32 protein-coding genes are annotated in these 26,390 nt (G+C 50.0%); 4 read left to right on the top strand and 28 right to left on the bottom strand.

The genetic code is table 11. The features are described from left to right. Positions 1-222 precede the first annotated feature (222 nt). Positions 223-1,563, top strand: coding sequence for a long-chain fatty acid transporter FadL (fadL, locus tag QQZ17_RS23685; RefSeq protein WP_152403287.1), 1,341 nt, complete (start codon positions 223-225; stop codon positions 1,561-1,563). A gap of 74 nt (positions 1,564-1,637) precedes the next feature. On the opposite strand, the gene mlaA is transcribed toward fadL, so the two are convergent. Continuing rightward, entirely contained in the window at positions 1,638-2,393 is a 756-nt protein-coding gene (gene mlaA / locus QQZ17_RS23690) for a phospholipid-binding lipoprotein MlaA (RefSeq protein WP_152403284.1), read from the bottom strand. 291 nt (positions 2,394-2,684) lie between these two features. Here mlaA and QQZ17_RS23695 point away from each other — a divergent pair, with 291 nt between their 5' ends. Next, the gene (locus QQZ17_RS23695; protein ID WP_152406284.1) at positions 2,685-3,626 is read left to right on the top strand and encodes a formate/nitrite transporter family protein; all 942 of its coding nucleotides are present in this window, start codon (positions 2,685-2,687) and stop codon (positions 3,624-3,626) included. 193 nt (positions 3,627-3,819) lie between these two features. Here QQZ17_RS23695 and QQZ17_RS23700 read toward each other — a convergent pair whose 3' ends face one another. Then, entirely contained in the window at positions 3,820-4,209 is a 390-nt protein-coding gene (locus tag QQZ17_RS23700; protein WP_284554190.1) for a HumD family translesion DNA polymerase, read from the bottom strand. 82 nt (positions 4,210-4,291) lie between these two features. On the opposite strand from QQZ17_RS23700, the gene QQZ17_RS23705 reads away from it, so the two are divergent. Next, positions 4,292-4,531: a DinI family protein gene (locus tag QQZ17_RS23705; RefSeq protein WP_104446768.1), complete on the top strand. Its 240-nt coding sequence runs from the start codon at positions 4,292-4,294 to the stop codon at positions 4,529-4,531. Between the two features lie 809 nt (positions 4,532-5,340). Here the strand turns inward: QQZ17_RS23705 and QQZ17_RS26340 are convergent. From QQZ17_RS26340 to QQZ17_RS23740, 6 genes are read right to left on the bottom strand one after another with little or no spacing between them, the layout of a single operon-like run. After that, on the bottom strand, positions 5,341-7,683 hold the full coding sequence (locus QQZ17_RS26340; RefSeq protein ID WP_342395161.1) for a tail fiber domain-containing protein: 2,343 nt from the start codon (positions 7,681-7,683) through the stop codon (positions 5,341-5,343). A gap of 9 nt (positions 7,684-7,692) precedes the next feature. After that, complete coding sequence (locus QQZ17_RS23720) at positions 7,693-8,655, bottom strand: DUF6453 family protein (RefSeq protein WP_284554191.1); 963 nt, start codon at positions 8,653-8,655, stop codon at positions 7,693-7,695. A 7-nt stretch (positions 8,656-8,662) separates the two neighbouring features. After that, a complete protein-coding gene (locus tag QQZ17_RS23725; protein WP_284554192.1) occupies positions 8,663-11,374 on the bottom strand; it encodes a phage tail tip fiber protein in 2,712 nt (903 codons plus the stop codon). After that, a complete protein-coding gene (locus QQZ17_RS23730) occupies positions 11,374-11,772 on the bottom strand; it encodes a DUF6950 family protein (protein WP_109740134.1) in 399 nt (132 codons plus the stop codon). The genes QQZ17_RS23725 and QQZ17_RS23730 overlap by 1 nt, the downstream gene beginning before the upstream one ends. 6 nt (positions 11,773-11,778) lie before the next feature. After that, positions 11,779-12,363 (bottom strand): hypothetical protein, encoded by a 585-nt coding sequence (locus QQZ17_RS23735; protein WP_284554193.1) that lies wholly within the window; start codon positions 12,361-12,363, stop codon positions 11,779-11,781. After that, on the bottom strand, positions 12,363-12,956 hold the full coding sequence (locus QQZ17_RS23740; protein WP_284554194.1) for a hypothetical protein: 594 nt from the start codon (positions 12,954-12,956) through the stop codon (positions 12,363-12,365). The genes QQZ17_RS23735 and QQZ17_RS23740 overlap by 1 nt, the downstream gene beginning before the upstream one ends. 158 nt (positions 12,957-13,114) lie before the next feature. On the opposite strand from QQZ17_RS23740, the gene QQZ17_RS23745 reads away from it, so the two are divergent. Further along, positions 13,115-13,402 carry a hypothetical protein gene (locus QQZ17_RS23745; protein WP_284554195.1) on the top strand — a complete coding sequence of 96 codons (288 nt, stop codon included), beginning with the start codon at positions 13,115-13,117 and terminating at the stop codon, positions 13,400-13,402. 4 nt (positions 13,403-13,406) lie between these two features. Here QQZ17_RS23745 and QQZ17_RS23750 read toward each other — a convergent pair whose 3' ends face one another. The 20 genes from QQZ17_RS23750 to QQZ17_RS23840 form a co-directional block, all read right to left on the bottom strand. Continuing rightward, a complete protein-coding gene (locus QQZ17_RS23750; RefSeq protein ID WP_240935389.1) occupies positions 13,407-13,634 on the bottom strand; it encodes a hypothetical protein in 228 nt (75 codons plus the stop codon). Between the two features lie 62 nt (positions 13,635-13,696). Continuing rightward, positions 13,697-16,144: a phage tail tape measure protein gene (locus QQZ17_RS23755; protein ID WP_284554196.1), complete on the bottom strand. Its 2,448-nt coding sequence runs from the start codon at positions 16,142-16,144 to the stop codon at positions 13,697-13,699. 55 nt (positions 16,145-16,199) lie between these two features. Next, complete coding sequence (locus QQZ17_RS23760) at positions 16,200-16,487, bottom strand: hypothetical protein (protein WP_104446312.1); 288 nt, start codon at positions 16,485-16,487, stop codon at positions 16,200-16,202. A gap of 67 nt (positions 16,488-16,554) precedes the next feature. Next, the gene (locus QQZ17_RS26515; protein ID WP_443984478.1) at positions 16,555-16,731 is read right to left on the bottom strand and encodes a phage tail assembly protein T; all 177 of its coding nucleotides are present in this window, start codon (positions 16,729-16,731) and stop codon (positions 16,555-16,557) included. Positions 16,732-16,841: 110 nt separating this feature from the next. Further along, a complete protein-coding gene (locus QQZ17_RS23765; RefSeq protein ID WP_192502307.1) occupies positions 16,842-17,222 on the bottom strand; it encodes a phage tail assembly chaperone family protein, TAC in 381 nt (126 codons plus the stop codon). A 52-nt stretch (positions 17,223-17,274) separates the two neighbouring features. Beyond that, positions 17,275-17,772, bottom strand: a complete 498-nt coding sequence (locus QQZ17_RS23770) for a phage tail tube protein (protein ID WP_104446309.1) — start codon at positions 17,770-17,772, stop codon at positions 17,275-17,277. Between the two features lie 58 nt (positions 17,773-17,830). Next, positions 17,831-18,196, bottom strand: a complete 366-nt coding sequence (gene gp17, locus QQZ17_RS23775) for a tail completion protein gp17 (protein WP_104446308.1) — start codon at positions 18,194-18,196, stop codon at positions 17,831-17,833. Beyond that, positions 18,193-18,732, bottom strand: coding sequence for an HK97-gp10 family putative phage morphogenesis protein (locus QQZ17_RS23780; protein WP_192503169.1), 540 nt, complete (start codon positions 18,730-18,732; stop codon positions 18,193-18,195). Before QQZ17_RS23780 ends, gp17 begins: the two co-directional genes overlap by 4 nt. Continuing rightward, the gene (locus QQZ17_RS23785; RefSeq protein WP_150546927.1) at positions 18,725-19,057 is read right to left on the bottom strand and encodes a phage head closure protein; all 333 of its coding nucleotides are present in this window, start codon (positions 19,055-19,057) and stop codon (positions 18,725-18,727) included. Before QQZ17_RS23785 ends, QQZ17_RS23780 begins: the two co-directional genes overlap by 8 nt. Position 19,058: 1 nt before the next feature. Further along, on the bottom strand, positions 19,059-19,271 hold the full coding sequence (locus tag QQZ17_RS23790) for a hypothetical protein (protein ID WP_104446305.1): 213 nt from the start codon (positions 19,269-19,271) through the stop codon (positions 19,059-19,061). A gap of 63 nt (positions 19,272-19,334) precedes the next feature. After that, the gene (locus QQZ17_RS23795; RefSeq protein ID WP_192502306.1) at positions 19,335-19,661 is read right to left on the bottom strand and encodes a head-tail connector protein; all 327 of its coding nucleotides are present in this window, start codon (positions 19,659-19,661) and stop codon (positions 19,335-19,337) included. Beyond that, positions 19,661-19,849: a DUF7210 family protein gene (locus QQZ17_RS23800; RefSeq protein ID WP_125340028.1), complete on the bottom strand. Its 189-nt coding sequence runs from the start codon at positions 19,847-19,849 to the stop codon at positions 19,661-19,663. The genes QQZ17_RS23795 and QQZ17_RS23800 overlap by 1 nt, the downstream gene beginning before the upstream one ends. Before the next feature lie 41 nt (positions 19,850-19,890). After that, the gene (locus tag QQZ17_RS23805; protein WP_125340029.1) at positions 19,891-21,108 is read right to left on the bottom strand and encodes a phage major capsid protein; all 1,218 of its coding nucleotides are present in this window, start codon (positions 21,106-21,108) and stop codon (positions 19,891-19,893) included. A gap of 9 nt (positions 21,109-21,117) precedes the next feature. Further along, a complete protein-coding gene (locus QQZ17_RS23810; protein WP_125340030.1) occupies positions 21,118-21,966 on the bottom strand; it encodes a head maturation protease, ClpP-related in 849 nt (282 codons plus the stop codon). Positions 21,967-21,978: 12 nt separating this feature from the next. Further along, entirely contained in the window at positions 21,979-23,283 is a 1,305-nt protein-coding gene (locus QQZ17_RS23815; protein WP_125340031.1) for a phage portal protein, read from the bottom strand. Further along, positions 23,283-25,025, bottom strand: a complete 1,743-nt coding sequence (locus QQZ17_RS23820) for a terminase large subunit (RefSeq protein ID WP_125340032.1) — start codon at positions 25,023-25,025, stop codon at positions 23,283-23,285. Before QQZ17_RS23820 ends, QQZ17_RS23815 begins: the two co-directional genes overlap by 1 nt. Then, positions 24,979-25,443 carry a phage terminase small subunit P27 family gene (locus QQZ17_RS23825; protein WP_125340033.1) on the bottom strand — a complete coding sequence of 155 codons (465 nt, stop codon included), beginning with the start codon at positions 25,441-25,443 and terminating at the stop codon, positions 24,979-24,981. Before QQZ17_RS23825 ends, QQZ17_RS23820 begins: the two co-directional genes overlap by 47 nt. Positions 25,444-25,562: 119 nt before the next feature. Continuing rightward, on the bottom strand, positions 25,563-25,904 hold the full coding sequence (locus QQZ17_RS23830) for an HNH endonuclease (RefSeq protein ID WP_275257544.1): 342 nt from the start codon (positions 25,902-25,904) through the stop codon (positions 25,563-25,565). A gap of 69 nt (positions 25,905-25,973) precedes the next feature. Beyond that, positions 25,974-26,174, bottom strand: a complete 201-nt coding sequence (locus QQZ17_RS23835) for a hypothetical protein (RefSeq protein ID WP_181627679.1) — start codon at positions 26,172-26,174, stop codon at positions 25,974-25,976. Positions 26,175-26,207: 33 nt separating this feature from the next. Continuing rightward, on the bottom strand, positions 26,208-26,390 hold a 183-nt coding region (locus QQZ17_RS23840; protein WP_284554197.1), incomplete at its 5' end, for a transposase domain-containing protein.

The raw sequence follows: 26,390 nt of genomic DNA on the forward strand, positions 1-26,390 counted from the left end.
CAAAAGAATGAGTGCGCAAACCGTCAATTTTGCCAGCTGGATCGCGTTTTTAAGATCACAATTGAAAAAACTTATAAACATACTTGCAACATTTCATCTGGTCAGACCTATACTCACGCCACTGGTCTGATTTCTAAGTCGTACCACAGACCCTACACTTCGCGCTCCTGTTACACCATGTAACATAGTTTGTATAAAAATAAATCAATTGAGGTTATGGTCATGAGCCAGAAAACCCTGTTAACAAAGTCTGCTCTCGCAGTCGCAGTGGCAATTATCTCCACCCAGGCCTGGTCTGCAGGCTTTCAGTTAAACGAATTTTCTTCCTCTGGCCTCGGCCGGGCTTATTCGGGTGAAGGCGCTATCGCAGACGATGCAGGTAACGTCAGCCGTAACCCAGCGCTGATCACGATGTTCGATCGCCCAACGTTTTCTGCGGGTGCGGTCTATATCGATCCGGACGTCAACATCAGCGGACGCTCGCCGTCTGGCCGTAGCCTTGATGCGGATAACATCGCACCAACGGCATGGGTGCCAAACGCGCACTTTGTTGCGCCAATTAACGATCAGTTCGGTTGGGGAGCATCAATTACCTCTAACTACGGTCTGGCGACAGAGTTTAACGATACCTACGCGGGCGGTTCTGTCGGCGGTACCACCGACCTTGAAACCATGAACCTCAACTTGAGCGGTGCTTATCGCCTGGATGACGCCTGGAGCTTTGGTCTCGGTCTGAACGCCGTTTATGCACGGGCGAAAATCGAACGCTTCGCCGGTGACCTGGGTCAACTGGTCGCCGGTCAGGTAATGCAATCGCCTGCCGGACAAACGCCGCAGGGTCAGCAACTGGCTGCCACCGCAAACGGCATCCCGAGCGATACTAAAATTGCCCACCTGAACGGTAACCAATGGGGCTTCGGCTGGAACGCCGGGATCCTGTATGAACTGGATAAGAACAACCGCTACGCCTTGACCTACCGTTCGGAAGTCAAAATTGATTTTAAAGGCAACTACAGCAGCGATCTGCCGCCAGCGATCAACAACTACAACCTGGGCATCCCGACCGCTACCGGCGGCGCAACCCAGTCGGGTTATCTGACCCTGAACCTGCCAGAAATGTGGGAAGTGTCGGGTTATAACCGCGTGGCGCCGCAGTGGGCTATTCACTACAGCCTGGCCTATACCAGCTGGAGTCAGTTCCAGGAGCTGAAAGCGAAATCCACCAGTGGTCAGACGTTGTTCCAGAAAGATGAAGGCTTTAAAGACGCCTACCGCATCGCACTGGGTACCACCTACTACTACGATGACAACTGGACGTTCCGTACCGGTATCGCCTTCGATGATAGCCCGGTTCCATCTCAAAACCGTTCTATCTCAATTCCGGATCAGGACCGCTTCTGGCTGAGCGCCGGTACCACCTACGCCTTCAATAAAGATGCTTCAGTGGACGTTGGCGTCTCTTACATGCACGGTCAGAGCGTTAAAATTAGCGAAGGTCCATACCAGTTCGAGTCCGAAGGTAAAGCCTGGCTCTTTGGTACCAACTTCAACTACGCATTCTGATTTGTTGCAGATGTAAAAGTTGCAGATGTAAAAAAGGTGAGCTTTTTGCTCACCTTTTTATTTGCCCAATCGACTCACTCGGAATCGATCTCTTTCAGTTCGTCCTGAATCGCCTGCGCGTTCGGGTTTTCCTGCGGCTTGAGCTTCCCGCCATCCGCGATAAAGTCATGACGCTGGAAGTAAGCTTCACGAACCATAATGTAGGGATCGGAGGACTGGCGCAGCAAACCATCGGAATCCAGCAACTGCGCGCGGGTTTCAATCCCTTCAATCGTCCACTTACCGATAGACATCGGCCAGGTCAGCCAGGAAAGAACCGGATAGAACGTATCCGCCATATCACCGCCGTCATCACGAATAGTCCAACTGCCGTAGAACGGTAATTGCACGTAAGGACCGTAACCTACGCCATAGTGGCCGAGGGTACTGCCGAAGCGATGTGGCTCAACGCGCTGCAGTTTCTGGTTAGCCATACCGGCGACGTCAATAAAGCCGCCCATCCCCAGAATCGTGTTGAGGAAGAAACGGGTGAAATGCACCATCCCCTGATAGGGATCACCCTGCAGGAAATAGTTCACCATGACCGCCGGTTCTTCCAGGTTTCCGGTAAAGTTGCTCAGACCATTACGGGCAGGCTGCGGAACATAATCACGCCAGGCGACAGCCACCGGTCGAACGATATACGGATCCAACACATTAAAGTTGAAGTTGTACATGGTGCGGTTGAACCCTTCAAACGGGTCTGAACGCCCCTGCTGTTCTGTGCCAGAACTTGCACACCCCACCAGCAGTGTGGTTCCCAGCGCAAGCGCCGACAGGCGAAGCTTCATAAATGTCTCCCTGTTAATTATGGCTATCGCTGATTGCCATCCATGACGGAACGCTACCGTATCCGCCTGTAAAGGTGTGAGCGATTGTAACAGTACGTCAAACGATGTCTATATCACCGAACTCGTTGATGTGATCATAGCCTGGTCACACCAGAATCGCCGCGCTTCTATTCTAGCGAGATAGCGAAAAACAAACGTTACCATTTTTGCGTTTTCAGAGTATGCCCTGACGGGGTTCAGGCGAAAAACCGCTACGCTTTATTTTGTCTGTGCTCATACCGGGGATGAATGATGGTTGATCATGAAAACGACAAGATAGATACACATAGCGACGAGCTAGCCGTCGAAAGTGAAGAGAAACAGAGCGGGAAGAAGATAGAAGTGGATGAGGACCGCCTCCCCTCGCGGGCGATGGCGATTCACGAGCATATCCGTCAGGACGGGGAGAAAGAGCTGGAGCGGGATGCGATGGCGCTGTTGTGGTCAGCCATTGCCGCCGGGCTTTCGATGGGAGCCTCACTGCTGGCAAAAGGCATCTTCCACGTCGAGCTGAAGGGCGTCCCGGGCAGTTTCTTGCTGGAAAATCTCGGCTATACCTTTGGTTTTATCATCGTCATTATGGCTCGTCAGCAGCTATTTACCGAAAACACCGTCACCGCCGTGTTGCCCGTGATGCAAAATCCGACGTTCGGTAACGCGGGCCTGTTAATGCGACTGTGGGGCATCGTGCTGTTGGGGAATGTACTGGGCACTGCGATTGCAGCGTGGGCCTTTGAATACATGCCTATCTTCAACGAAGAGACCCGTGATGCGTTCGTTAAGATAGGCATGGAGGTGATGAAAAACAGCCCCACGGAAATGTTTGCCAACGCCATTATTTCCGGCTGGCTGATTGCCACTATGGTCTGGATGTTCCCGGCAGCGGGCGCAGCGAAGATCGTGGTGATTATCCTGATGACGTGGCTGATTGCGCTGGGCGATACCACTCACATCGTGGTGGGTTCGGTTGAAATTCTCTATCTGGTATTTAACGGTACGCTGCACTGGAGCAACTTCCTCTGGCCATTTGCCTTACCGACGCTTGCTGGAAACATTTGCGGCGGTACCTTTATCTTTGCCCTGATGAGCCACGCGCAGATCCGCAATGATATGAGCAACAAGCGTAAAGAAGAAGCCAGGATAGCGGCGCAAAAAAGAGACAACGCGCAGAAAAAGGTGGAAAAACAGTCCTGAATGGCGACGGTTTGAACAGTCAGGCGGCCCCTCACTTACCGAGGCAAACAAAAACCGGTATACTCGGTGCCGCTTCGTCCCCTTAGTTAAATGGATAAGGTCATTAAAATTAATAAGTAATTGAATATAATGATTTTATACATAAATATTAAATGCATTATGTACCCAAAAATGTACACAATATTTTAAGCTTTCACATTACAGGACAATCATCAAACTCACCAGAGCGAGCATCGTTGATGATGTAAGTGATCACCCCAAATACTGGCGAAGTCACATTGTAGTCACCCGTTAAGTCTGGTATCTCTTCGCGCTTACCGTTCTCCAGATTCACCAGGTGCGGTCTTGGGTGTAAATGATAACGCTTTATCCTTAGCTCATTCTCTATGTTGCAGACGAGAAGAGAACCATCACATGGCGTAAGTGAACTATCAACGACTAACAATGCACCGTTCAAAATGCCTTCTCTCCAGTATGTCTGCCCTGCTCTCATGAAGTATGTAGCTGATGGATGCTCAATAAATTTCTCGTCTAGCGATATGTGCCGCTCAACGTAGTCCGCTGCCGGAGAAGGGAAGCCCATAGTTACCTCTATCTACTATTGACACTGTATAAAAACACAGTATAAATACTGTATATCCAACCAGTAAAGGGAGAAGATAAAAATGTTTGTTGAGCTGGTTTATGACAAGAGAAACGTTGCCGGGTTGCCAGGTGCAAGTAACATCATTCTGGCCGAATTGACGAAGCGGGTGCACCGGATTTTTCCCGATGCTGAGGTGAGGGTAAAGCCAATGCAGGCTAACGCCTTAAACAGCGACTGCACCAAAACTGAGAAAGAACGGCTGAACCGCATGCTTGAGGAAATGTTTGAAGAATCTGATATGTGGCTGGTGTCAGAATAAGAGCATTGTTTTGTCATATTGCATATGTAGAATCCGCACCGGCTGGCAATCATTCAATACTCGCACTATCGAACGATCGCCAGCCGCCGTCCGTTCCTGCATACGACGAACAACGGCAACTTTTTTCAGGCGCATTTACTGGTGACATTCTTTGTCGTAACCCCCGAAGAGGCGAGCTTAAGCGCCCGGTTAAATGCAACAACTGTCACGGGTTTTTCCTCTGCTTTAACTCGATTAGAATGACTCTGGAAAACATAAACATCATCAGGATAAATTTCCCTTCTGCGTAAAATTATGTTTCGAACCGGCGAAGGAGCTATTATATTTATTTCCTTCAATCTTCCTCTTTGCTCAAAGGTCAAATTACTACCAACCAAGTTAGTATAGCGAAGCATTCTTACCCTTCCGATACCAACTGGTAAATAGTGAAGGCACACCCACAAATCGGCCCATGTATCACTGATATCCAGTAATCTATGGTTGATTGATGCAATCTCATAAAACGTAAGCAAATCCCTCTCCCCTCATTTTACGCAAGAAAATCCTTCTATATTGTTTACTACAGACTGATAGACGATATCCACTAGTTACCTAAATTGAGCTAAATTTTTATAATGATTACCAGCCTTCGGATACGCAAATATTACAGGTTTTAGTATGCCGAAATGGACTATCATGCCCGGTTCGACACAGTTTAATACAGGCGGAAACTATCAATATTTAACGCTGAGTATCTTGCTGATCTTTAAACTCATAGATCACTGTTCAGAGACTGAACCCAAAAAAAGGGGCCTACTGGCCCCCTTCTTTTACTCGCCTTTCAGCGTCTTTAATTCGGCCTGCAACTCTTCCACCTGCCGCGCCAGAACCTTAACGGCGGAAATGGCATCCAGCAATAACGGGTTGCTGTCCAGCACCAGGTTTACTTCGTCACCGTTGTGCACTTCCTTGACGTAGCACGGATCAATGTTGCGGATCTGCTGGGCAATCACCCCGCGCCGTACACGTCGCTTATCATCATCCTTATAGACGAATGTTTTTAACTCCATCGCTTTGATGTTTTCCAGCGATAACGTGCCGTCTGTATCAGTGATCTCATCCTTAAGCGTGGCATCACATACGGCTGCTGATGTTACCTTCTGCCAGCCCTGGAAATTGCCACCCTCTACTGAACGGAACCACATACCGCTATTCCGCCCGCATACCTGAAGTCCGTACTGCCCCGCCGCCGCTATAGCATGCCCGGTACTGAACCCGAACACGACACCACCGGTCGGGGTATCGGTGTCGCCAGTTAAGAAATATGTCCTTTGCGTTGAGATAAGTTTCTGCCAGTTGCCAAAACTGTTTGTCTGTCCTGGTATGTGCGTTATCACTGAGCCACCCAGGCCGTTAGACCTGAATCCATATGATTCCGCCTCAACAAGAACTCCGGATGCGTCATACCGTGATTGTGTAATATTGCCTTCGGCTAAGTTGTTTCCAACCGTATAGCCGGACTGCATAGCCATTTCGTGCACCGTTTTCTCATCGGCGCGATAGACGGATTTTACTTCCCCGCCTTTTACTAATGTTCCAGAACCCGGCAAAGAGGCGTCCGCGTTAGTAACTGTCCATAGCGTGTTAGCCGCCGTAAACCCGCCGGATGCGCGGATGATCCAGACACCGACAAAAGAGTTAGGCCATACCTGGTTAGCGCTACGCCCATATACAGGGTTACTGTCGGAAGCTTTAAATGATAGCAACTGCAACGCAGTGGCTAGCGTGCCGTTGAGGCTAATAGGTCCGTACTGTCCTGTTGTTCCGGTTGATGTGGAGAACGCGCCACCACTCCCAACCAGGTTATTATTTAATTCTCCCGCTGGCGCTCGAACTTGCCGGAAGTTTAATGTACCGGCAATGTCAGGTGCGGCGCTTTCGTATACATTGCCCGCTGGCAATAACCCACCCTGATCACCACGTCCGAACAGTCCCGGAATTGAGTTGGCTTGAACACCGTTAAAGTCTGGCACACGGAAAGTAGTCGATCCGTCGCCGGTTGAGTAGTTGCCACGCTTCCCGGGGTTAGCCACCCAATCGGCATCATCGATCGGTGTGTGCATCTGCGCGTGCACCCATAGTTCAGGCCAGTCAGCGCGGTTTAGTAATTGCCCGTCGGACAGCACTGACCAGGCCGGAATAAACGCGCGACTGGTCCACAAAGTCGGCAACCCTACACCGAAGTTTTGTACCCCGTTCATGGTCGGCCCTGTACCACCTCCGCCGCTTACGTAGTTCTCAACCCAACGCATGGTAGTTGCGTCGTATGGGTTTATGGGGTCTCCTGCCAGCGGAGTAGACCCAAGAGGGCGGAGGTTAAGCCAGGCGGCTGCACGGTCTGCCAGGTCGGACAGGTTCAGCGATTTAACGAGTGCCTCAACAGGGTTGTGTGATGCCGCTTCTTCAGCGGATTTCCTCGCTTTCTCCGAATAGTGAAGCGCTGAATATTCGCTACCGGTTACCGGGTTATCTTCCGGGTTAAACGCATATTTTCGAGCCAGTTCCTTATAGCCTTCGGCATTCGTTTCACTCTCGGCAGCATCAGCGGCTGAGCCCTGCGCACCAGTTGCAGCAGTGGACGCAGTCTGCGCATCAGTTGATACCTGTGATGCAGTTTCAACGACAGTGTTTTTATCGGCTTCAACCTGCTGTGCATCCTGTTTGATTTGTGCAGCAAGTTGATCGAGATACTCAACATCCAGTGTGTTCAGAATGTTTGCAATACTTAACCACGAAGGACCAGAAAAGGAGGAGCCATCCGGCAACATGACGGTGATATGACCATCCACACTGAATACAGCCTGCCAGTTTTGTTTGTCATAGTTCAGCCCACGCAACGCCTCGGTGCTCTGCACTACCAGCGCCGCTGTCACCTGGTTCTGTGTGGCACGTGGTACTGCATTCCACGCAGAACCTTGATGTGTCGGTCCGGGATATTTGCTGATGAGGGTGATTTCAGTATCACCTTCAACGGACTTAACCGGCAGCGTGTAAGTAACGCCACCAACGGTAGCGACAACAAAATCACCAGCGGTCAGTTCCGTGGAAAATGAGGTGCCTACCCCGGAGACCAAATCTGAGTTATTGGTCAGGGTTAACGTTCCTGCTGACATATTATTTCCTCAATACATGGGGGGAAGGACAAGAATTGGCATTGCGATGTTCTGGTTAAAATTATTGTTAAACCCCTGGTTATAATAATTACCGACAACCCGACTAAGCCCGGCGCGAATATTATTCCCGGACCGAATCATCCCCTTAAAGCGCACATTATCGTAGTCACCAATCTTGCGGCTATTTGACCCGACGAAGCATAATTGTGTAAAGCTGGTTCCGACTGTCTGGTTACTGTCGGACACGGTAAGAAGGCGTTCGTAAATAAACGGTCGCTTGAGTGTGGAAAATGTCACCTGCCCCGCTGAGTTGGTCATGGTGATACCAGGTCCCCCAACCGGGGCCGTGTTGTTGAATATGACCAGGTCTAATGTAACGCTCCCGGTGACGTCATCAGACCCTGTGTAATTGGTATCCCGCACAATAATATTGGTACCGTCGAATCCTACTGATACCCCTCCGTTATCCCAGCGGGCGAAGGGTATCCCGCTAACAGGAAGAGCACGAGACCCATTCACAACCCACTGCCCAACCCATGCGCATGTCATTAATTTAGCGTTGTTCGATATAGCAGTGAAATCGGTAGAGTCAGCCACCAGCAGGCCGGTGTTGTAAGTTCCTGCCGGCAATATCTCAAGAACCGTACCGCTCCAGTCCCGCGGAGTCAGGTTGTATCCGAACTGGGGACCGCCGCTAATGATTACTCCGCTATTCCCATTTCGTGCAACTGACGCCATCAATACGGGGATCTGAAGAAATACCTGGTTATCGACGATATCCTGTACTTCGACCGGCTTCGTTGGTACGACAATCACCTGTGACCCTGGTGTTAGCGGGGTGCTTATTGTCATTTGATTACCGGCCGTACCGCGCCCCGAAAAGTTCGTGCAAAACGACGGGGCACGAAGCCCCGCTGTAATCGCCATCACTGGCCGACCATCGTTATAATCAATCAGAATACCTTCCGGCATAATTCACCTACCATTTACCAACAACGACTCGCCCGCCACCAGACAGATTGACAGTAATTCCATTGCCGTTAATAACGACCGTATTGTTCACACCGTTAAATGCAAACTGGCCGCTGGTCGCATACAGTTTCCCATGGAATTCACAGTCACCACTCTTATCAATATTCCAGCCACGTGTTCCGGCGAGGAAATTATTGGAGCGGATATAGTTTGCAATTTTGGCATTGGTGATACTGGCATCCTGAATAAGCGCATCGCGGATAAATACCTGCCCGTTATAGACAAAGAAGGCGGCGGTGTAATTTCCCGGATCGCTACCAGAATAAATGCCGAACTGATCAGCAGCAAAAACCACTGTGGATTTATAGGTGCTGCCTGAAGGCTCGATGGACATACCAAACCCGGTGTTATATTTCACACCGTTTCTGACAATCCCAAGGTTCAGTGTGTACGACGCTTTCGCAGTGCCATCGTTTTTCACTTCGGCTGTTAATTTCTGATTTACAGCCGCCATCAGTTCACCATCCGGCCCGATCTGCGCCTGAACATAATCAGCCAGTTCAGCGAATGCGCCATCCAGATTTGCAACCGTGGTGGCCACTGTCATGACTTCGGCTTTGACTTCACCATACTGCTCAAACTGACGCTGAACTGTACCGTGATTGGCGAGGGCATTTTCCATTATGCCTTCAAGGTTTGTATCAACCCCGCCTTTAACGTTCTGGAACGCTTCGGAATTCTGAACAGAATCATCAATGAGGTCGATCAGGCTTCCCGTGTCCATTGAGCACAGCGCAGGAACTTCGATAAATGCAGAAGCACCGAATGCGTTAATGGTCCGGATATACCAGTAATAGGTATGTCCGACCTGCAACTGATTGCTGGTCCATGTGGTCCCCATCCCCTCTCTGCTGGCGTTGCCCTCAACGATTTCAGTTGAGGTGCCCGGAAGCTTCGTTTCACCTGATGTCCAGAAGTCGAACTGGGTGGAAACGTTGGTGATAGCAGCAAGACGGGGGATCATTGTCACCGCAAAGAAACCCTGCTCAATATCAACATGCGAGGGCGGCGGCGGCGCTTCAACACTGAACTCAAGATAAGCTTCCGGCGATTCAGCCCCCATCTGGTTCACCGCTGAAACATGTGCAGTGTAGGTATTCCTTGGCAACCCTGTCAGACGAGTGAAAGACCCAGGCACCTGGGCAGAAAGCACCATCTGTCCATTGCGACGAATGACGACTTTGTTATAAACAACCTGCCCGATATTTTCCCAGGACAGTATCCCCTGAACCACCTGACCGATTTCTTCGACGGTGTACTTCATGTTCTGCGGTTGGGCAACACCACCGGACGGCAACTGAGTTAACGGAGGCCGCTCTATAGGCTTTCCAACAGCATCACCCCATACATCAGCCGTTTCCTGTTTCAGTGTCAGTTGCACGCCATTCTGCACACCGAATTTCCAGTCCGTCACCCGCATCTCAACGTTCACGATGCCGATAGACGGGAAATTGACCTTCACATACATTCCGGGACGATATCGGTAGCCGCTGAGATTCAGCGTAACGTTCATCGTTCTGGCAATACGGGTACGCTTTAACTTCACATCAGCCAGGCGCTGGGCCTGAAACTCACTCGTCACAAATCGCAGTTTCATATCCTGCGATATTTCGACGCCGTCCTCCGCCACCCACTCGCTTACAGAGACAGATGGGAAATCAGCTTCAGTAAATCCCTGTTGCGGATCGACGAAGGTTCCCTTGATAGTGTTTACACGCTCAGACTGGGAGACTTCCGGCATGATTTCAATATCACCGGCCAGCTGGCTTTCGGTGATCACTTCCGTTGCAGGACCATAGTACGCACCTACCAGCAAACCATGCTTGCCGGCAATGTAGGTCACGTCTCCTGCACAGGCCGCAAGCATCCCCTCCAGAATGCTCACCTTGTTTTCGCTGAGGTCAAACTCACCGTTGATCGTGTAGCGTCTTTCGACGGTATTGCCGCCGGTGATCACATCCTCATCGCAGATGTTGGCGGCTTCCTGAAACTGATCCCAGTTGATGTCTGAATCAGGAACCTTCAGGTAGTTGCGGTAATAGTCCAGGATGACCAGCGCAGCGTTATTGCTGTATCCGGTCAGGCCTGTTCTCGGGTCGTATACGACGCGCCCAAACTTCTCTACCTTGATATTGGGAATACCGGACGGGAATTTCTCTGCGCTGAATTTCAGGGATACTCGAAGCCATGTGATCCCCTTACCGATCATGTCATTTTTCCATGACGGGCAGTTCGACAGCATGAACGGATCAGCGGTCTGCCGGTTCGTGTGCAACTGGAATGATGCATGCTCGGGATAACTGCTGATGGGTTCGTCGCCGAGCCATACCGTTCCGATGCTGGATAATGAATGCCCTGCGAGAGCAACGGACAGGTGCAACATTTCACCATCATCCTGCTGACCTGGCTGTTCTTCTGAAAAGAACAACGTACCGGCGGCAGTGGTACGTCCATAAACAACAGTTTTCGCGCTGGCAGCGGCACGAAGAACCTGTTTACGTTCTGATGTGTCACGGTATGAATCGATAGATGGTTTTTTGGTGAGAGCCTGAGTTGCGACCTGGGCAGCAACGGTGATCGCCATTGCGATCCCGTAGTACTGGTATGAAGCAGCTGCGCCTGCAGCAACGGTCGCAATGACAGGAATAGCAGCAGGCATTAACGAACCCTCCAGACACTCAGCGGTTTAACTCGTAAACTCACCAGACCATTTTCACCCGGCACCCAGACCGAACCGGAATACACCACACCAGCGCACTTTGCCCCGCCGTTCTCGACGATGGCGATATCCCCACGCTGAGCCAGTTTCACCGGTACTTCGTCGAGATATCGTGCAATCACTTTTTCAAGTGAACCACCACCGCGAAGAATGGCCTTTTTAGCCCCCGGTTCACTGTCATAAGTTCCACGCCAGTCTGCCGCATAGTCATCGCCACACATGGCCTGTGCGCAGTCAGCCGCAAACAGGCAACAGTCATGTTTGCCCCATGAAAAAGGCCGCTCAATGGCGGCCTTCATCACTGCATTTAATCTGTTTTGCCAGTCAGGGTGCTTCATGCTTCCTCACTTGTAAGTAAACCCAGGCGCATCCTTTTTGTTGCCCCAGAAAATGGAACGCTCAGCCATCTGCGCCACATAGCGGAATATGCGGTCGCCAGAATAAGAGGCTTGCTGTGATTCGTCGGTATAGCGATCCGGGAAAGGTCGTTGCCAGTCTTCAAAAATATTACTGATGGTGTACTGAAGAGCGTTGGTTTCCCCGGCTGTGGCCCCGGTACCCGATACCTTCCCTTTAAACAGAAGATCGGCAACCTGCACCACGCCGTTGTCATCCATCGCAACCAGGTAGATTTCAGCATTGCGACCAACACAACGTTCATTCAGTGTTTTGGCGAACAGTGACAGGTCAAGCCCGGAAAGCGTCATCTTCACCTGCGTCGGGCTGGTCGTGTTCGTCTCAGTGGCATCATCAATCGAGCCCATGCGTCCCATGCCGTAATAGACGTAGCCACCCAGTACGATCGTCCCGGTACCGGAATGCACATACACAGTGCCGGATTCAAACTGGATGCTTGCGGCGATAACCGCAGTCACCCGGTCGCGGGAAAGCCGGTCAACCATTGCGTCAGAAAATGGGGAATACAACATTAAAACGCCTCCTCAAGCTCCAGCGTGTAACTGGTGAACACACCAGGCACCCGGTTCCCCGCCCCTTGCTGGTTATCCTTCAGTTTGAAAATGCCGTAAGGTTTCGCCACCTCAATCGCAGCATTAGCAGGCGGGGAAATACGAAGCATTGGCGCAAACGTAATCATGGCTGTCCCGTTCGCAGCACTCGTCACGTCGGCAGTGATCATCTTCAGTTCATCGTTCACTGTGATGTAGTCGCCTTGTTTCAAAATCATTACGCCAGGAGTCCATCCGCGCGTCTGCAATTGTGTCCCTGTCTGACTGGCACCATTCACCACCGGCGAACCCGCGGGAGTGCGCCCGCCCCTTCCCCAGTCATGGATTTTTACCCTGCCATATTCACCATCCAGTTCAGCAATCAGCGAATCAAGACGCCGGGATTTATCATCCGACAGGTTGTTGAATGTGAGAGAACATACCCAGCGGGTGCCAGGATAACGGACTGTCTGTGACGCACCATTGAAGGGGGAGCGAAATGTTTTGGTGTTGCTTTCTGGTCGCCACGTCAAAGACGCCGGACAGACATCTTCCGGCCATTCAAGTGCAGCCATAAATACTCCAGGAGAAATACGCGCAACGGCGATACTGATCATTTGTCAGGGTGTTAAGGGACATTAACCCTGGTTAAAGTGTGTGGTTCAGCCCGTCAGTGGTTGGACACTGACCTTTAAAGTAAAAGTTGGGTAATTATGTTGAAAAGGAGAATAAATTGGAAAGAACCATACAAGAACTCATGCGTCAAATAAATGAACTACAGAAAGAGAATCAAAAGATAAAGGCTGCCGCAAATTTCCTGCTGTACGGCATCGTTGAGGTTCTCGATCAGCAAAGTAGTGAACAGAAATTCAGCGAAGCTCTTAAGGAACAGCTTACTACTGAACTAAGTAAAATAACCATGGGTGGGACATCAATACCTAAACATGCTATCAATGAATTGATGCAACCTCCAGTAAGAGCAATGTTTGGTAATAGCAAGCCAGAACCTTTCTTGAAATAATTGCTTAAGCCGTCCCATCCAATTCGTTAGCTATATCATGAATTAGTGAGGCGGCTTTTTTTATCGCCTCCAATTCATAAGAGGAAAGCTTGTCGTTTTCTTTCCGCTCTACTTCAACCTGCATACTGAACAACGGCATTGATGCTGCTCGTAATGAGTGAACATCCAACCATACAGATACGTTTTCCCCGCTTAAGTCAAAGGATTTCACTGTTAAGTTAAATTTATTCACAATAACTCCTTATTAATTATTTTCAGAAAAGTATGACCAACTTACATCTGAGGTAATAAGCATCACACGCCTAACAAACGACGCGCCTGGCCCCGATTGGAAAAGTCCTGAAGCAAATCTTGACGCGCCTGCTTAGCGCCATCATTCGCCCCCTGACGGGCGGCTTCCTGCATAGCCTGTTTAAGTGCCGCATCTCCGTTACCGGAGATGGAAAAATGCTGCTGAATGGTTTGCTGAACCTGGGCTCCACCGCCGCCAACAGAAGAAACTGTATCATCCACCATACGGACGCCAAGATTACCGTCAGCGGTTCTGGTTAATGGCATGATGGCTTCATATCCAGCCTCTCCCATAAGTCCCGCACCTTTAGCAAAAGCAAACATGGTCGGACTGTTGACTATACCGTTGCTGAATTTGCTCAGGTCTGGTGAGTCATAGACTCCACCTTTAGCGTTAAGTGTTAAGCCATCGTATAGACCTGAAGGTGTGCTACCTCCGGCAGAAGAACCACCAAACATCCCACCAAGAGAACCAAACCAGCCGCTCTCACCAGCAGATTTAAGGCTATTTACCATGATTGCCCTGAGCAGAACTTTCTGGAGTTCGCTGAGCACGCTGTTTGCCCAGCTTGCCCAGTCGGCTTTATTTCCGCTTAGCGCATCGGCCATGTTATCCACCAGCCCATCAAGCGTATTACCGACTAAATCAGATACCTGAGTGTAATAATCACTGGAAGTATCTACCCAGTTAGCCAGACCATTCTGTGCACCGGCGATCCAGTTACCTTCAAGCTCATCTCGTTTTTTGTAGTGGTCTTCCAGCAATTCAAGCCGTTGTTGCAGAGCATCGCTAAGCGCCGCAGTTTCTCTGTCGTAAACGTTCTGGCTAATTTCATTGCCCTGTCGACGTTTCTGTAGGTCACTTTGTTGGTCAAGGAACTCACGCTCAATGGCAAGGCGCTCACGAAGGCGTTCACGCTCTTTGTCCCCTAACCCGGCTCCGGCTATTTCTGCATTCATAGAAGCTGCTGCGTTAGCATTCTGCGCCTGGAGTGTTGCGACAAATTCTGCGACCTTTAAGTTTTCCTCATTGGCCTTTTTAACCGAATTGAGACGATCCACCTCTGTTGCCAGTTGTTCAAGGCGTTGCTTCTGGGCTTCATTAAGTCCGGTTAGCTTTCCACTGGCGATATCAAACTGTAGCTTTTGTTGTTCAGTTACTTCGGCGCTTTTCTTTCCCGTGGTGTCGATGAGAGCTATCTGACGAAGATAACTTGTCTCCATTGATTTAAATGCAGATTCAAGTTTATTTGCAGATGAATTGGTTTTCGTCTTTCCGTTCGATTCGCCAGGATCTTTATTATAGCTTTTTGTTTTATCATTTAAGTTACCGATAAATGCCGGGGTAAGGGGAAGATTGTTTGCAGTGTCAAGAATTAAAAGCCTCTGTGTTAATTGTTCTCTTTCTTTCCTTTTACTATTTACATCCATACCAATTCTGTTTACGCTCGCAAGAAAACCTTCATCATCAAGATCGGCAGTAAGGTTCCTTATTCTGCGCTCAATTTCTTCTTTAGATGCATTTTCTCCTACTGAGCTACCGCCTTTGTAGAGGTCAATGAGTTTTCCGGCTTCCGCTCCAACCTTAACAAGCCAGGTAGCAAGGTCAACCACTCCACTAACAAGGTCGGTGATACCTTTAATAACTTCAGGGTCTTTAAATACATCCCCCATGTCGCTAATTGATTTCTGAAGACTTGTAAGGTCAACCTTTGCTAATCCAGTAGCCAATTCAATCTTAACCCCATTAATTTGGGTTTCCATATCTTCAAAGATTGAATTTACTTTAACAAGGCTTTCAATATCAGCATCATCAGGTGCAACACCGAAATCCTTCGCGGCCTTAAGATATTTCTGTAACTTATCACCGCCCTGGTCAAGCAAAGGAAGCAGTTTAGAAAGATCGTTGCCCAAACTTTCGAGTATCGTGGTTTTTTCAGCGTTTGTTTTTATCTTTCCTAGCGCATTACTTATGGCTAGAAGTTGTTTATCTGGGGATTCACCTGCTAATTTTTTAGCTGATAGCCCAAGTGCATCCAAAGCGTCTACAGCCTCACCAGATTTGTTAAGTACAGCGTCTCCAATTTTATCGCCAATATCCTTGAAGATATCGGCCATCTGGTCGCCAGATACACCTGCCTTCTCAGCCGCATACTGCCATGATAGTAAAGACTGCGTAGACATATTAAGAGACTTAGCCCAACGGTCAGACTCGGTAATCTGTTTTGACGTGTTTTTTAATAAATTATAGCCAGCAACACCAACGCCAACAGCGGCTGCACTGGCAGCGGTTGCAAACCCGGTAAACGCAACCGCTGCCGCTTTTGCATCTGCCTGTACCTGTTTACGCCATTTTTGTGATGACCTTTCTGCCTGGCTTAGGCCGGAAACAAAACCACCTACCTTAGCAATAAGATCAATGGTCAGCGTACCGAGTGATTTTCCGGCCATAGCCCCTCCAAAATAAAAAAAGCTCGCTAGTGCGAGCTTTTAGGTTCACATTTAATCATTTTTTATTGAAATATAACTCAAATTCTTTTGCGTCAATACATCTTTGTTCTTTAGTGACATCATGGCCTTTTTTACTCCACTCGTCACATAAATATGAAATTTTACCTTGATCTATAGCAGTTGATATTAGATTTTTAATGTACTGTGAGCAAACCTTATCTCGCTCGCCACCAGTATTGTTGCAAACTAATTTGATGCCATCATCGAATTCTTTTGTATTTGCAAAAGATATACTTTGAAAAAGCGATAAAAAAAACATGACACAATATATTATCCGTTTCATAACAGCGCCCTTTGAAATTTAAGCACATTGATAGTATCAAGCAAAAATTCAGACGCAAGTTTTGCTGTTATCCCCAGGTCCTCATCGCCTCCTGAAGGCTGATTGGTTCGTTAGCGGCGGTGCGCTCTGCCGCTGCAATATGCGGTGCGAAGTCTGCTACCCGAAAAGGTGGCGTGTTTTTGCTACGGTTAACATTTGCCAGCACAGAAGAAACAAGAGCAGCCCCCCATTCTGTCCTCATCATAGGGTTTAGGCTTCCGTACTTCTGACGGTACTGAACCCACTGCTGGAACTCAAGAAAACTGAGGCGTTCCTGCGCTTCTGAAATGGTACGTCCACCAATCCCGTTAAGGACTAGTTCGCACCAGATTTCGTCTTCTGCGCTGAGTCCGTCTTTCCCAGATCATTGACTTCCTGAATTGCCACCAGCAAAGCTACCGTAAGGTTTCCATCCAGCGCGCCACGCTCTGGATCAGCTTCACCAGTTACATCAGACACGGTAAACACCTGATGCCCATTCTCATCACAAATGGACGCAGCAATGCGACCAGCCACGCCATCAATCTTGCCTAAGCCAGCGAGAACATCAGACGTTGCAGTATGGTAACCAAGCGGACGAATATATGTTGTAGCAATGTGTTCTTTCCCGTCAGCACCTTTCCATTTAATTTCTTTCTCAACAGGACGGCCTGTGAAAGCACCTGTTTTTTTAAGTGTATCAAGAGTCAGTTTCATGAAATTTCCCGGTATCAGCATCGATGGGGCGGGGAATACTCCCCGCGCTTAATTAACTGCCTGGTTGCTCTTTCGGAATCCATCCGCCCTGACCGGAACGCTGGATAGTTGCGGATGTCTGCACGACGGTATTCCCCTGGAAATCAAACGGGAAGTCGGAAACGTATCCTTTGAAAACATACCAGGTTCGGTCAGATGGCAGGGACAGGCCGTCAACTGCATCCGGATCACTTTCCGGCGCGACGGTTGGTAATGATTCGCCATCGGACCAACCGATCGCAAACGTTACGTCACTCTGGTCGTTAGACTCAGCCATATTACTGAGCATGAGGTGGCTGGCGTTCTGAGGATCGGCATTGAGTGTGGCTGTAGCCTGCCCTGGTGTACGTAATCCCTTTTTATATTTACGGGTGTTTCGTTCACTCAGACAGGTATCGTCAATCTGATCTGCCGGGCTTCCACCTGGTGAAAATGCCGTGATACATTCGATTTCGCTCACGACACCATTCGCGAGCACAAAAAGTTGAGTGCCTTGAGTCACTACTGACATAGTCATCTCCGGATATAAAAAAACCGGCTTTTAGCCGGTGTGATGTGAGTGGTTTGAGCTATCGGTTGACCAGCCAGTCAACGTCAAAGGAATAGCGGTATTTGAGGGTTGATGGGTCGCGACCCTGTGCGTTCCAGCGGGTTATGTAGGCCTTACTCTGAATGGCATCGCGTAGCGCTCGTGCCACAGCAATAGCATCTTCGTCGGTGTCCCCATACACATCCACCTGGATTGAATAACGGTCAATATCAGGATTCTGTTTCAGATAATTTTCTGGCTCACCATCAATGTTTTGCCAGACCGCGTATGGATACACCAGGTCATCATCATGCATGCCAAACGGATAAAGCCTCACCGGATCATCGCCCAGCAACTCCTTTACTTTCAGGTCCGCCGAGCAGACGGCAAAAACTGGCGCAATCATGCTTTTATTCCTTTTTTGGTAGCCTGACGAACGGCACGATCAATAGCCTTTTCCATTTCCTCAGCGAAAATACTGATAACCGCATTATCAACGCCATTCATGGCAGGTCGCAGTACAGGCTTTGCAGCGGCGTGTTCAGTTCCGAATTCCAGAAAACGCCAGTACCAGGTGTCGCCACCAGGATTCCCTTTGTCGCCTGCTGTCTTGTATGTCCTGCCTGCTCTGCCTTTCCTGACGTTTGCCTTTGTATTTGCATACTGCCTCGCACCGCCCATTACCCCGACACGAAATGCCAAATCCCCCGTCCTGCGGAATTGCTTGCTGCTGAAGCTGGCGACGATATTTTTGTGGATCGCTTCTTTAGTCAGAGGATCATCAACCCGTGACGCGTTGCTTCTGGCCCGATCCCTTATAATGTTTGCCGCCTTACGCAATGCAAACCGACCGGCTTTATTACGGGTGACTTCTGATATGGCCTCCATTTTCCCAAGAAGTGATTCAAGCCCGGTAAGACTTACCTCAACACTATCAGCCATCATTAACCCCCTCAGAACAGGGAAGCGTCAGGTATTCACGTCCGCTTTTTGGATCGGGTAGAACACCATGGATGTTATACACAGCACCACGAAACAAGATGCGATGTTTTCTGGTAACTCCGGCACGGTAGCGAATAACAATACGGGTGGTTATTTCACCCTGAGAAGCCTGCGCAGCAATAAATTCACGCGCTGACAATGGGGAAACTTCGGCCCAGACAGTCGCAACATCACGCCAGGTGTTATTGACCGAACCGGTTTCAGGATTCTGAATCTTTACCGGTTCCTGTATCGTTACCCGATGCCGTAATTTCCCAGCTTGCATGTTACCCCCGAGCTTTTTGGCTTAGATACTGCGGAGTGATATCGTTAACGGTAGTAATATCAACTCTGTCTTCATCAGCCATCGCCTGAATAATGACGTCGCATAAAGCTACGTTTGATTCAGCCAGACGGTTTATCGCTTCCGTCTGTTCTTTCTGTGCTGCTGTCTGTTCCCGCAGTGCCACCATCAGTTCGTTTACCAGTTGCTCGTTCATAAGCAATTCTCGCCCACTTTTTTATCCACTCGCGACGTTGCGCGCATCCTGAACAGGACATGTTTACACCCCATAAATACGGTAAGGTTGCAACAATGCCTCAACGGCGAAAGGAACTTCTGCCACGGTCTGACCAACTGAAACCGTTTCGCGATTTGCATACCAGTGACCGATAAGCAGCAGCATGGCCGCTTTCACATCATCACCAGGCAGAATTGAATCTTCATCCTCTGCGTAGCCAGGGCTGTTTTCATTTTCATAGAGCGTTCGCCGTGTCCATGTCTGGACATACCTCGCAGCCGCGCCGGTGTATAAATTCAGCAAAGCATCATCGCCGGTAAAGTCGGTATCAATGCGGCAGTGCTGTTTTACCACATCAAGATCGATCATTACTTTTTCGCCTTTTTATCAGCTTTAGCGTCAGTCGGTTCCAGCTGTGGAGAATTGCCATCATCCGCCAGTCGCGCATAACCTTTAGCAATTAACTCGCGCCCATGCTGCTCGAGCGTTTTCAATTGCTGACCTTCAACAATAACGATACCGCCAAAATAGATCGGCTTAAGTGCTATTAACTTCATAATGCCACCTATAAAAAGCGGCCCGCAGGCCGCATAAGGTATTATTCTCCACCCGGAGCCGGTACGGTAAATGAACCATACACGAACGCTTCAGGACGTTTGACGGCCAGCGCCAGACGTTCTTCACAGCGGATTGTGATCATGTTTTTCTCGAAGTCGTCGGCGTTCTCAGTGGAAATGACCACGTTTGCATCTTCACGGTCGAAGATCTGCGCGCCAGCGTTGAAGGCACCTGTCAGGAATTTACCCTGGAAGGCAGCAGCTTCGGTGGCAACAATCGGAAGCCCCCAAAGAGTCGGACCCGTCAGTGCCGCCGGGTTCGCCAGGATATAGCGCCCCAGACTGTCTTTAGTCAGTTCAATCTTCGCCCAGTCAATGAAGTGCAAAACGTGACCGGATGCCGGGAAGCGCGCCAGTTGAGCCTGCAACATTGCCAGTCGCAGATCGTCAATCCCACTCTGCTGAGCAACAGTGAACGCCGGGTTAAACACAGACGCCTGAGGAACGATGCCATGAAGGTGAACTCCGGTTCCGTCACCAAAGAGGATTTCCTGCTCTTCAGCGTACTTCAGCCCGTAGCGCATTTCGGCATCGATGGTTGACTGAAGTTGCGCGAAATCATCCAGGATCTGCTTGGATGCTTTGAACAGGTGGGCGACAGTACTGACGCCAGTGATTTTAGGGGTGAACTCAATATCACTGTACGGCTTCTGCGTGTTTTCCGGTACCACGGCTGCGTTATTGGTAAAACCCGTTTGCTGTACCCAGAAAATGGCCGGAGAGGAAGTACGGCCTGGCGCAATCAGATCACGGATAAAGAGACGCTGTTTCGGAGCCGTATCGATACCCGGCAAACGCTGCGGTTCAACCACTCCTTCTGCTACATCGGCAGAAGTAAGAGCCGCCTTAACCGGAATACTAATACGCTTACCGCCATCAATGCTGGCAGCAAAAGTTTTCAGCGCTTCAGAAGAAATAACCTGCTGGCCAACAGTCTCGACAACCTGTTTTGCATTTGCCAGCGGCATCTGCGCGACATGTTGTTCAAGGTCACCAACGGCTGCTTTCAACGTCTTTTCTGCTTCACGAAGAGCGTTAAATTCAGACGCCATTTTGTCGACAGCCGCTTTTGTTTCTTCTGAAAGCTGGCCGGACTTTTGCGCTTCTTTCAGCGCGTCTTCTGCCTTTGCATTAAATTTGCTGGTTGCCTCTTCGATGCTGGCGGTAACTTTTTTCAGAATTTCATTTACTTCAGACATAAATGGTCCTTATTTGACTAACGCAACCAGTGCGTTTTCAAGTGAATTGATGGTTTCAGGTTTAATGTCGTCGGCAGCGCACGGCGTACCGTCAGGATTGGTAACAGCGCCTGGCATGCCACCGGAGAGGGCTTTAATCAGTTTCCGCCGTTCAGAGCGCGGAGTGTTTGTTTTTGCCAGCAACGCATCCAGTTTTCTCAGCGCTGCTGCGGGTGATTCATCACCGTCACTGACGGCATCGGCAGAAAGAAGGCTGTCAGCAAGTCCCTTTTCAACAGCATCGCTACCGCCGATGTAACTCTCTGCATCCATCAGTTTCTGTACCGTCTCCATTTCAAGGCCGGAGCGGGCAGCGTAGATATCTGCCATTGCTTTATCGAAAGGTTCAAGCGAAACAGCCAGTTCGGCAAAGTCGTGACGATTACCTACAGCAATCACCCAGCAGTTGTGAATCATCAGAAAAGCACCACGACCAATCTGAATATCATCCCCGGCCATAGCAATGATTGAGGCAGCACTGGCGGCAATGCCCAGAACCTTCACTGTGACTTTCCCCTGGTACTCTCGTAGCAGGTTGTAAATCGCCAGACCTTCGAACATGTCGCCGCCGGGAGAGTTGATGTTGACAGTCACATCAGCGCCATTCAGTGAACGAAGTGCGCCAGAAATGCGTTTTGCCGTCACGCCTTCATCCCAGTAATCTTTCCCAATCACATCAAAAATTGAGATGGTGTTGTCATCGCTTGATGCCGCACGAATGCCACCATTCCAGCGCTCAAGCGCTGCTGGCATTGGCTCGCTGGTTACACCCGCGCAGAGGCGACCCGCCGGAGCAACCGGAAGTTGTTTTTTTGTCATGGGAAATGGCTCCTAAGCAGCCTGTTTTAGCGGTGTCTGTTCGAAAGGAATATCCGGGAAAACATGGTTATGCAGTTCTCTCAGCGCCAGTGCCTGAACTTGTGGGTTGGCATTTTCAAGGTTTTTCAGTTGGGTAAGGTTAAGCTGAACCGTATAGATATCTCCGCCTTCAATTGGTGGAAGGTTTTCGAGACGGCGAACATCATTGCGCGACATCCAGCCATTCTGCAAAGCGCTGGTATAGTATGCAGCGCGACCGGCGCTGTCAGCACGCAACAGGCCTTCAACAGAAAACTCGGCAAAGAGATCATCATCGCCATTAAGTAAACAGCGCGATATTTCCTGCTCAATATTTATCAAGAGCGGTCTGAGTGTATGCGTCAGGAACAGCAGGTTCATCCCTTCCAGACTTGAAGCCCAACTGCTTTGCTTTGTCGTATGCCCAACCATAAAAGGCGGCACGCGGAACCATCGGCAAATTTCCTCAATGCTGAATGATCGGCTTTCAAGAAGCTGTGCAGCCTCCGGGTTCATCGTGACATTCTGATAAGTCAGTTCGTTTTCCAGCACCATAAGCTTTCCGGCGTTCTTCGAACCGATGAACGCCTGAAGATTCTCACGAAGTCGGGTGCGCTGTTCTTTAGAGAGCGCGGTTTTTGAAGACAGAAACCCCGTACTCTGTAGACCGTTCTCGAAGATTTTTGCAGCAGCTTCATCCACTGACATAGCAGCACCGAACACATCAATTCCCGCCATTGTCGGCATCATGCCGCACACACCATCGAGGCCAAAGCCACGAATATGCATCATGGTGTTCAGGGGGATATTCCGCTGGGTACCATTCTCAGTGTACGTGTATTGCAATTGCCCTGTGTCCAGACGCTTAACAACCATATTCTGCGGCAACAGCGGAATCAGGGATACCAACTTGCTACCAATAAAACGTTTTTCGACAAAGGCATTACCACGCAAACAGATACTGGCAACGATCATCAGCATAAATCGCGACGGGGTCATTTCCGGGTTAGGTCGTCGACACAGCACCTGGTAGGCCGTATTATTCTGCGCTAACTTACGTGAGCCATCCGGCTGCCGCTCGTATATTTTCAGCGGTAATGTAGAAACTGATTCACTCAGAAGTCTGACGCATGCCCACACAGCAGACAGCCGGATAACCTTATCTGCGGTAACGACTTTTCCACTACTGCTGGTTCCAAACCATTCCCGCCAGAACTCACCAGTTGTGAGACTGATGGGTACGCCCAGCCAGTTTAGAAGGGCGCTTTTTACGCGCCCTGGTTGCTTGTTCTTAGCCATCAGATACCCACTATGATTGGATCGTCAAAAAAGCCCTCTAAATCACCATCGTCAGTGACATCACCTTCTGCTGCGCCTATTGCCATAGCTGAAGCAACCACACCATCAATACGGCCGGTACTTTTCTTCTTGGCAAATATGCGGTTTTCTTTCTGATCGGCTTCAGTTACAGCAGAAGCCGCGTTCCAGCGAAGACAGGGATTTGTTTTAATGATGATTTCGCCGTCATCCAGACGTTGTTCGAAAAGCTCGATAGAGTGTGGCATCCACAACCCTGACTCCTGCGCTTTGTAGTAGCCCTGGCCGTGAGGGATCAGCGGCACAGAAACAGCGGCTTCCTCCAGCTCTGGTTCAAGATATTTGATGCGGTACTGGTCAAAGGCGATAGCTTTTATAAAAAACATCTGGGAAAGGTCGGCTATTCGTTCAGCAACAAACCCATACTTAACCGCTTTACCTGGCGTGGTGTGGATATATCCGTCCCGCTCCCAGGCGTCATACGGAACCCGGTCTGTTTTGGCGCGATCTGCCAGCGTGTCTTTTGGTGTCCAGAACTCTACCAGCAGTTTCCGCTTTTTCGGAAAGAACAGTGCCAGCGCAGTAAGGTCACGGCTACCGGAGAGGTCCAGTCCACCGTAGCATTCCTCCCCCTGCAGTTCCTGAAGGTCAAAATCCTCTTCGCACCCCATCCAGACATCGCTGCTCATCCAGGGGTTATCAGCGTCAACCCACTGGCAGAAATTCAGGCGTCTGACAATGCTCTCCTTCGATGGCATGCCGCGTGCCTGTGTGACCTGCTCACGCAGATAGCGCTCGGTAAAGGTGTGACCCAGCGACGGATTCGCCTTTTTCCAGCAGGATTCATCCTTGAAAGGGTCCTCCCCTTCATCAAGTGAGCAGATGAATGAGAAGAAGCTGTCATCCTCAATAGCCCCTTCAGCGACCTTGCGCCCGTACTCGTGATAGTCATAACAGACACTGGTTTTATCGTGGCCGCTGTTGGTGATCATGAAAATCAGCGCCTGCCGCCTGCCTTTCGTCCCAGCGCGCATCATTTCAACCACCTGGTTGTTTTTGTGCTCGTGAATTTCGTCAATCAGCGCACAGTGCGGGCGCGGACCTGACTGACCGTCATCAGAACTGATAGGCCTGAAGAATGAGCCAGTTTGCAGGAATGCAAGGTTCCACTCTTTCCCGGCTCCGCCTGATTTGTGGATTCGCTGCGCCAGCGCCGGTGACTGATCCACCATCGCCACTGCATCACGAAACAGGATCATAGCCTGGTCCTTTTTCGTTGCAGCGGCATACACTTCGGCGCGTGGCTCTTTGTCGGCGACCAGACAGTAAAGGGCTATACCCGCTGCCAACGGCGACTTCCCGGAACCTTTCCCGGATTCAACATAAGCCATGCGATATCTGCGATAGTCGTCTGAGTTTTTCCAGCCAAATATCGAACCAACGATGAAGCATTGCCACGGCAATAAATTAAAGGGCTGGCCTTCATGTTCACCACCATTGAGCTTCAGCACTTTTGCAAAAAAGTCGATAGCACGCTGTGCCGCCGACGCGTCCCAGTGCAGGCCCCGCGCATGGCAAGAATCCAGATCTTTAAGGTGACGCTTGCAGGAATTGCGTATATCGGGTCCGGCAATTTCCCTGCCGGATTCCACATCCATCGCGTATCGTGTGGCGGGGTCAACCGAAGAACTGGTTGAGCGGGTCTTCTTCTTTTTCTCCACCATCAACTTTCACCTTCGTTCTGGCAGCCGGGGTAAGACCGAATTCAACCAGGTAACTTTTAAAGCGGCGATCCGCGTCGGCCAGCATTGCAACCGCCGGGTTAGCCTTAATTAAAAAACCGCCTTCAGTCTGAACGGTATACGTCCTCCCCTCGTCAGCGATCGTAAGTCGCAACTGGAGTATGTCGGCGTAAATATCACAAAGGCGCTCCAGCGCCAGCACGTCAGCTACGGTAAGTACGCCCATACCGTCAAGCAGCACAGTGAGTTTCCCCCAGGCGACTTTTCCCCAGTCGGTAAGGTGGGCCGGAGGGCTGGGTATTTCTCTCGCGGGCTGGGGTTCTTTATCGTTAAGTTTTCGCTTGCCCGGATTGCCGGTCACCACTTTTAGGTGGGACGGTTTCGGGCGACGTCCTGCCATCGGAACCTCCCGGAAAAAAACTTTTCATTTCGCGGTTGTGTACAAAAAGGATGGGCGGCGGTCATTTAGAGTCAGCTTTCTGGACTTTTAACCCGCCCCCCCTCATATGAGAATTGATATCATTTGAACCAGTGCGAGTTAGGATCAAGCGGCACGCCGTGCTCATCACAACCGATGACGGTGCCGCGTTTCTCCATCCTCTGCTTCGTGGAGTCATGGTGCTGCTTACACAGCCCTTGCCAGTTCTTACGGCTCCAGAAAAGCTTCTGCGACTTCGCTATTGCCTGGCTGTCACCAGAGCGCAGAGCCTCTTTCAGCTTGTGCGGGATGATGTGGTCAACCACCGTGGCCGCTGTCACCCTGCCTTGCTCGTGACACATGACGCATAAGGGATGAGCGCGAAGGAATATAAGACGCTCACGGTCCCATTTGCTGCCGTATATGCGTGGTTCTTTGTTCATGTGATATCAGCCCAGATCGCATAAAAAAACCCGCCGAAGCGGGTTGATTAACACAGAGGCAATTACGGATTACTTTTTGGCTAGAGCTGCTTGTATAGCATCGGCCAATCCGCTGATTTCATTGGCAACAGCTTTTAAGTCAGCCGCTACTCTTGATTGTGTGCTGGCTCCGACAGAACCTACCGATGCTTTGGCTATCTCTAACGCGGCCTGTACAGCCAAAATTCTTTCGCGGTCTTCTGTTGTTTTAGTCGTGTAACCTTCTAACATATCGTAAGCGTTAAGTGAGCGCCGTATTGACGGCTATTTATTGGTGAGATCTACGTTCCATGGCAGCAGTTCGGCCACTTTGTTGATGGGCCACTCCGGCAATACGCTCAGGATATGGCGAAGGTAACCCTCTGGATCGATACCGTTCAGCCTGCACGTTCCGATCAGACCATACAGCAGGGCACCACGTTCACCACCATGATCACTGCCGAAGAA

The organism is Citrobacter sp. T1.2D-1 (genome assembly GCF_950098555.1).
Classification (GTDB): domain Bacteria; phylum Pseudomonadota; class Gammaproteobacteria; order Enterobacterales; family Enterobacteriaceae; genus Citrobacter_A; species Citrobacter_A telavivensis.

Excerpts from the sequence above, each read along its gene's own strand:
- fadL (WP_152403287.1), top strand. The coding sequence starts at position 223 with ATGAGCCAGAAAACCCTGTTAACAAAGTCTGCTCTCGCAGTCGCAGTG.
- mlaA (WP_152403284.1), bottom strand. The coding sequence starts at position 2,393 with ATGAAGCTTCGCCTGTCGGCGCTTGCGCTGGGAACCACACTGCTGGTG.
- QQZ17_RS23695 (WP_152406284.1), top strand. The coding sequence starts at position 2,685 with ATGGTTGATCATGAAAACGACAAGATAGATACACATAGCGACGAGCTA.
- QQZ17_RS23700 (WP_284554190.1), bottom strand. The coding sequence starts at position 4,209 with ATGGGCTTCCCTTCTCCGGCAGCGGACTACGTTGAGCGGCACATATCG.
- QQZ17_RS23705 (WP_104446768.1), top strand. The coding sequence starts at position 4,292 with ATGTTTGTTGAGCTGGTTTATGACAAGAGAAACGTTGCCGGGTTGCCA.
- QQZ17_RS26340 (WP_342395161.1), bottom strand. The coding sequence starts at position 7,683 with ATGTCAGCAGGAACGTTAACCCTGACCAATAACTCAGATTTGGTCTCC.
- QQZ17_RS23720 (WP_284554191.1), bottom strand. The coding sequence starts at position 8,655 with ATGCCGGAAGGTATTCTGATTGATTATAACGATGGTCGGCCAGTGATG.
- QQZ17_RS23725 (WP_284554192.1), bottom strand. The coding sequence starts at position 11,374 with ATGCCTGCTGCTATTCCTGTCATTGCGACCGTTGCTGCAGGCGCAGCT.
- QQZ17_RS23730 (WP_109740134.1), bottom strand. The coding sequence starts at position 11,772 with ATGAAGCACCCTGACTGGCAAAACAGATTAAATGCAGTGATGAAGGCC.
- QQZ17_RS23735 (WP_284554193.1), bottom strand. The coding sequence starts at position 12,363 with ATGTTGTATTCCCCATTTTCTGACGCAATGGTTGACCGGCTTTCCCGC.
- QQZ17_RS23740 (WP_284554194.1), bottom strand. The coding sequence starts at position 12,956 with ATGGCTGCACTTGAATGGCCGGAAGATGTCTGTCCGGCGTCTTTGACG.
- QQZ17_RS23755 (WP_284554196.1), bottom strand. The coding sequence starts at position 16,144 with ATGGCCGGAAAATCACTCGGTACGCTGACCATTGATCTTATTGCTAAG.
- QQZ17_RS23760 (WP_104446312.1), bottom strand. The coding sequence starts at position 16,487 with ATGAAACGGATAATATATTGTGTCATGTTTTTTTTATCGCTTTTTCAA.
- QQZ17_RS26515 (WP_443984478.1), bottom strand. The coding sequence starts at position 16,731 with ATGATGAGGACAGAATGGGGGGCTGCTCTTGTTTCTTCTGTGCTGGCA.
- QQZ17_RS23765 (WP_192502307.1), bottom strand. The coding sequence starts at position 17,222 with ATGAAACTGACTCTTGATACACTTAAAAAAACAGGTGCTTTCACAGGC.
- QQZ17_RS23770 (WP_104446309.1), bottom strand. The coding sequence starts at position 17,772 with ATGTCAGTAGTGACTCAAGGCACTCAACTTTTTGTGCTCGCGAATGGT.
- gp17 (WP_104446308.1), bottom strand. The coding sequence starts at position 18,196 with ATGATTGCGCCAGTTTTTGCCGTCTGCTCGGCGGACCTGAAAGTAAAG.
- QQZ17_RS23780 (WP_192503169.1), bottom strand. The coding sequence starts at position 18,732 with ATGGCTGATAGTGTTGAGGTAAGTCTTACCGGGCTTGAATCACTTCTT.
- QQZ17_RS23785 (WP_150546927.1), bottom strand. The coding sequence starts at position 19,057 with ATGCAAGCTGGGAAATTACGGCATCGGGTAACGATACAGGAACCGGTA.
- QQZ17_RS23790 (WP_104446305.1), bottom strand. The coding sequence starts at position 19,271 with ATGAACGAGCAACTGGTAAACGAACTGATGGTGGCACTGCGGGAACAG.
- QQZ17_RS23795 (WP_192502306.1), bottom strand. The coding sequence starts at position 19,661 with ATGATCGATCTTGATGTGGTAAAACAGCACTGCCGCATTGATACCGAC.
- QQZ17_RS23800 (WP_125340028.1), bottom strand. The coding sequence starts at position 19,849 with ATGAAGTTAATAGCACTTAAGCCGATCTATTTTGGCGGTATCGTTATT.
- QQZ17_RS23805 (WP_125340029.1), bottom strand. The coding sequence starts at position 21,108 with ATGTCTGAAGTAAATGAAATTCTGAAAAAAGTTACCGCCAGCATCGAA.
- QQZ17_RS23810 (WP_125340030.1), bottom strand. The coding sequence starts at position 21,966 with ATGACAAAAAAACAACTTCCGGTTGCTCCGGCGGGTCGCCTCTGCGCG.
- QQZ17_RS23815 (WP_125340031.1), bottom strand. The coding sequence starts at position 23,283 with ATGGCTAAGAACAAGCAACCAGGGCGCGTAAAAAGCGCCCTTCTAAAC.
- QQZ17_RS23820 (WP_125340032.1), bottom strand. The coding sequence starts at position 25,025 with ATGGTGGAGAAAAAGAAGAAGACCCGCTCAACCAGTTCTTCGGTTGAC.
- QQZ17_RS23825 (WP_125340033.1), bottom strand. The coding sequence starts at position 25,443 with ATGGCAGGACGTCGCCCGAAACCGTCCCACCTAAAAGTGGTGACCGGC.
- QQZ17_RS23830 (WP_275257544.1), bottom strand. The coding sequence starts at position 25,904 with ATGAACAAAGAACCACGCATATACGGCAGCAAATGGGACCGTGAGCGT.
- QQZ17_RS23835 (WP_181627679.1), bottom strand. The coding sequence starts at position 26,174 with ATGTTAGAAGGTTACACGACTAAAACAACAGAAGACCGCGAAAGAATT.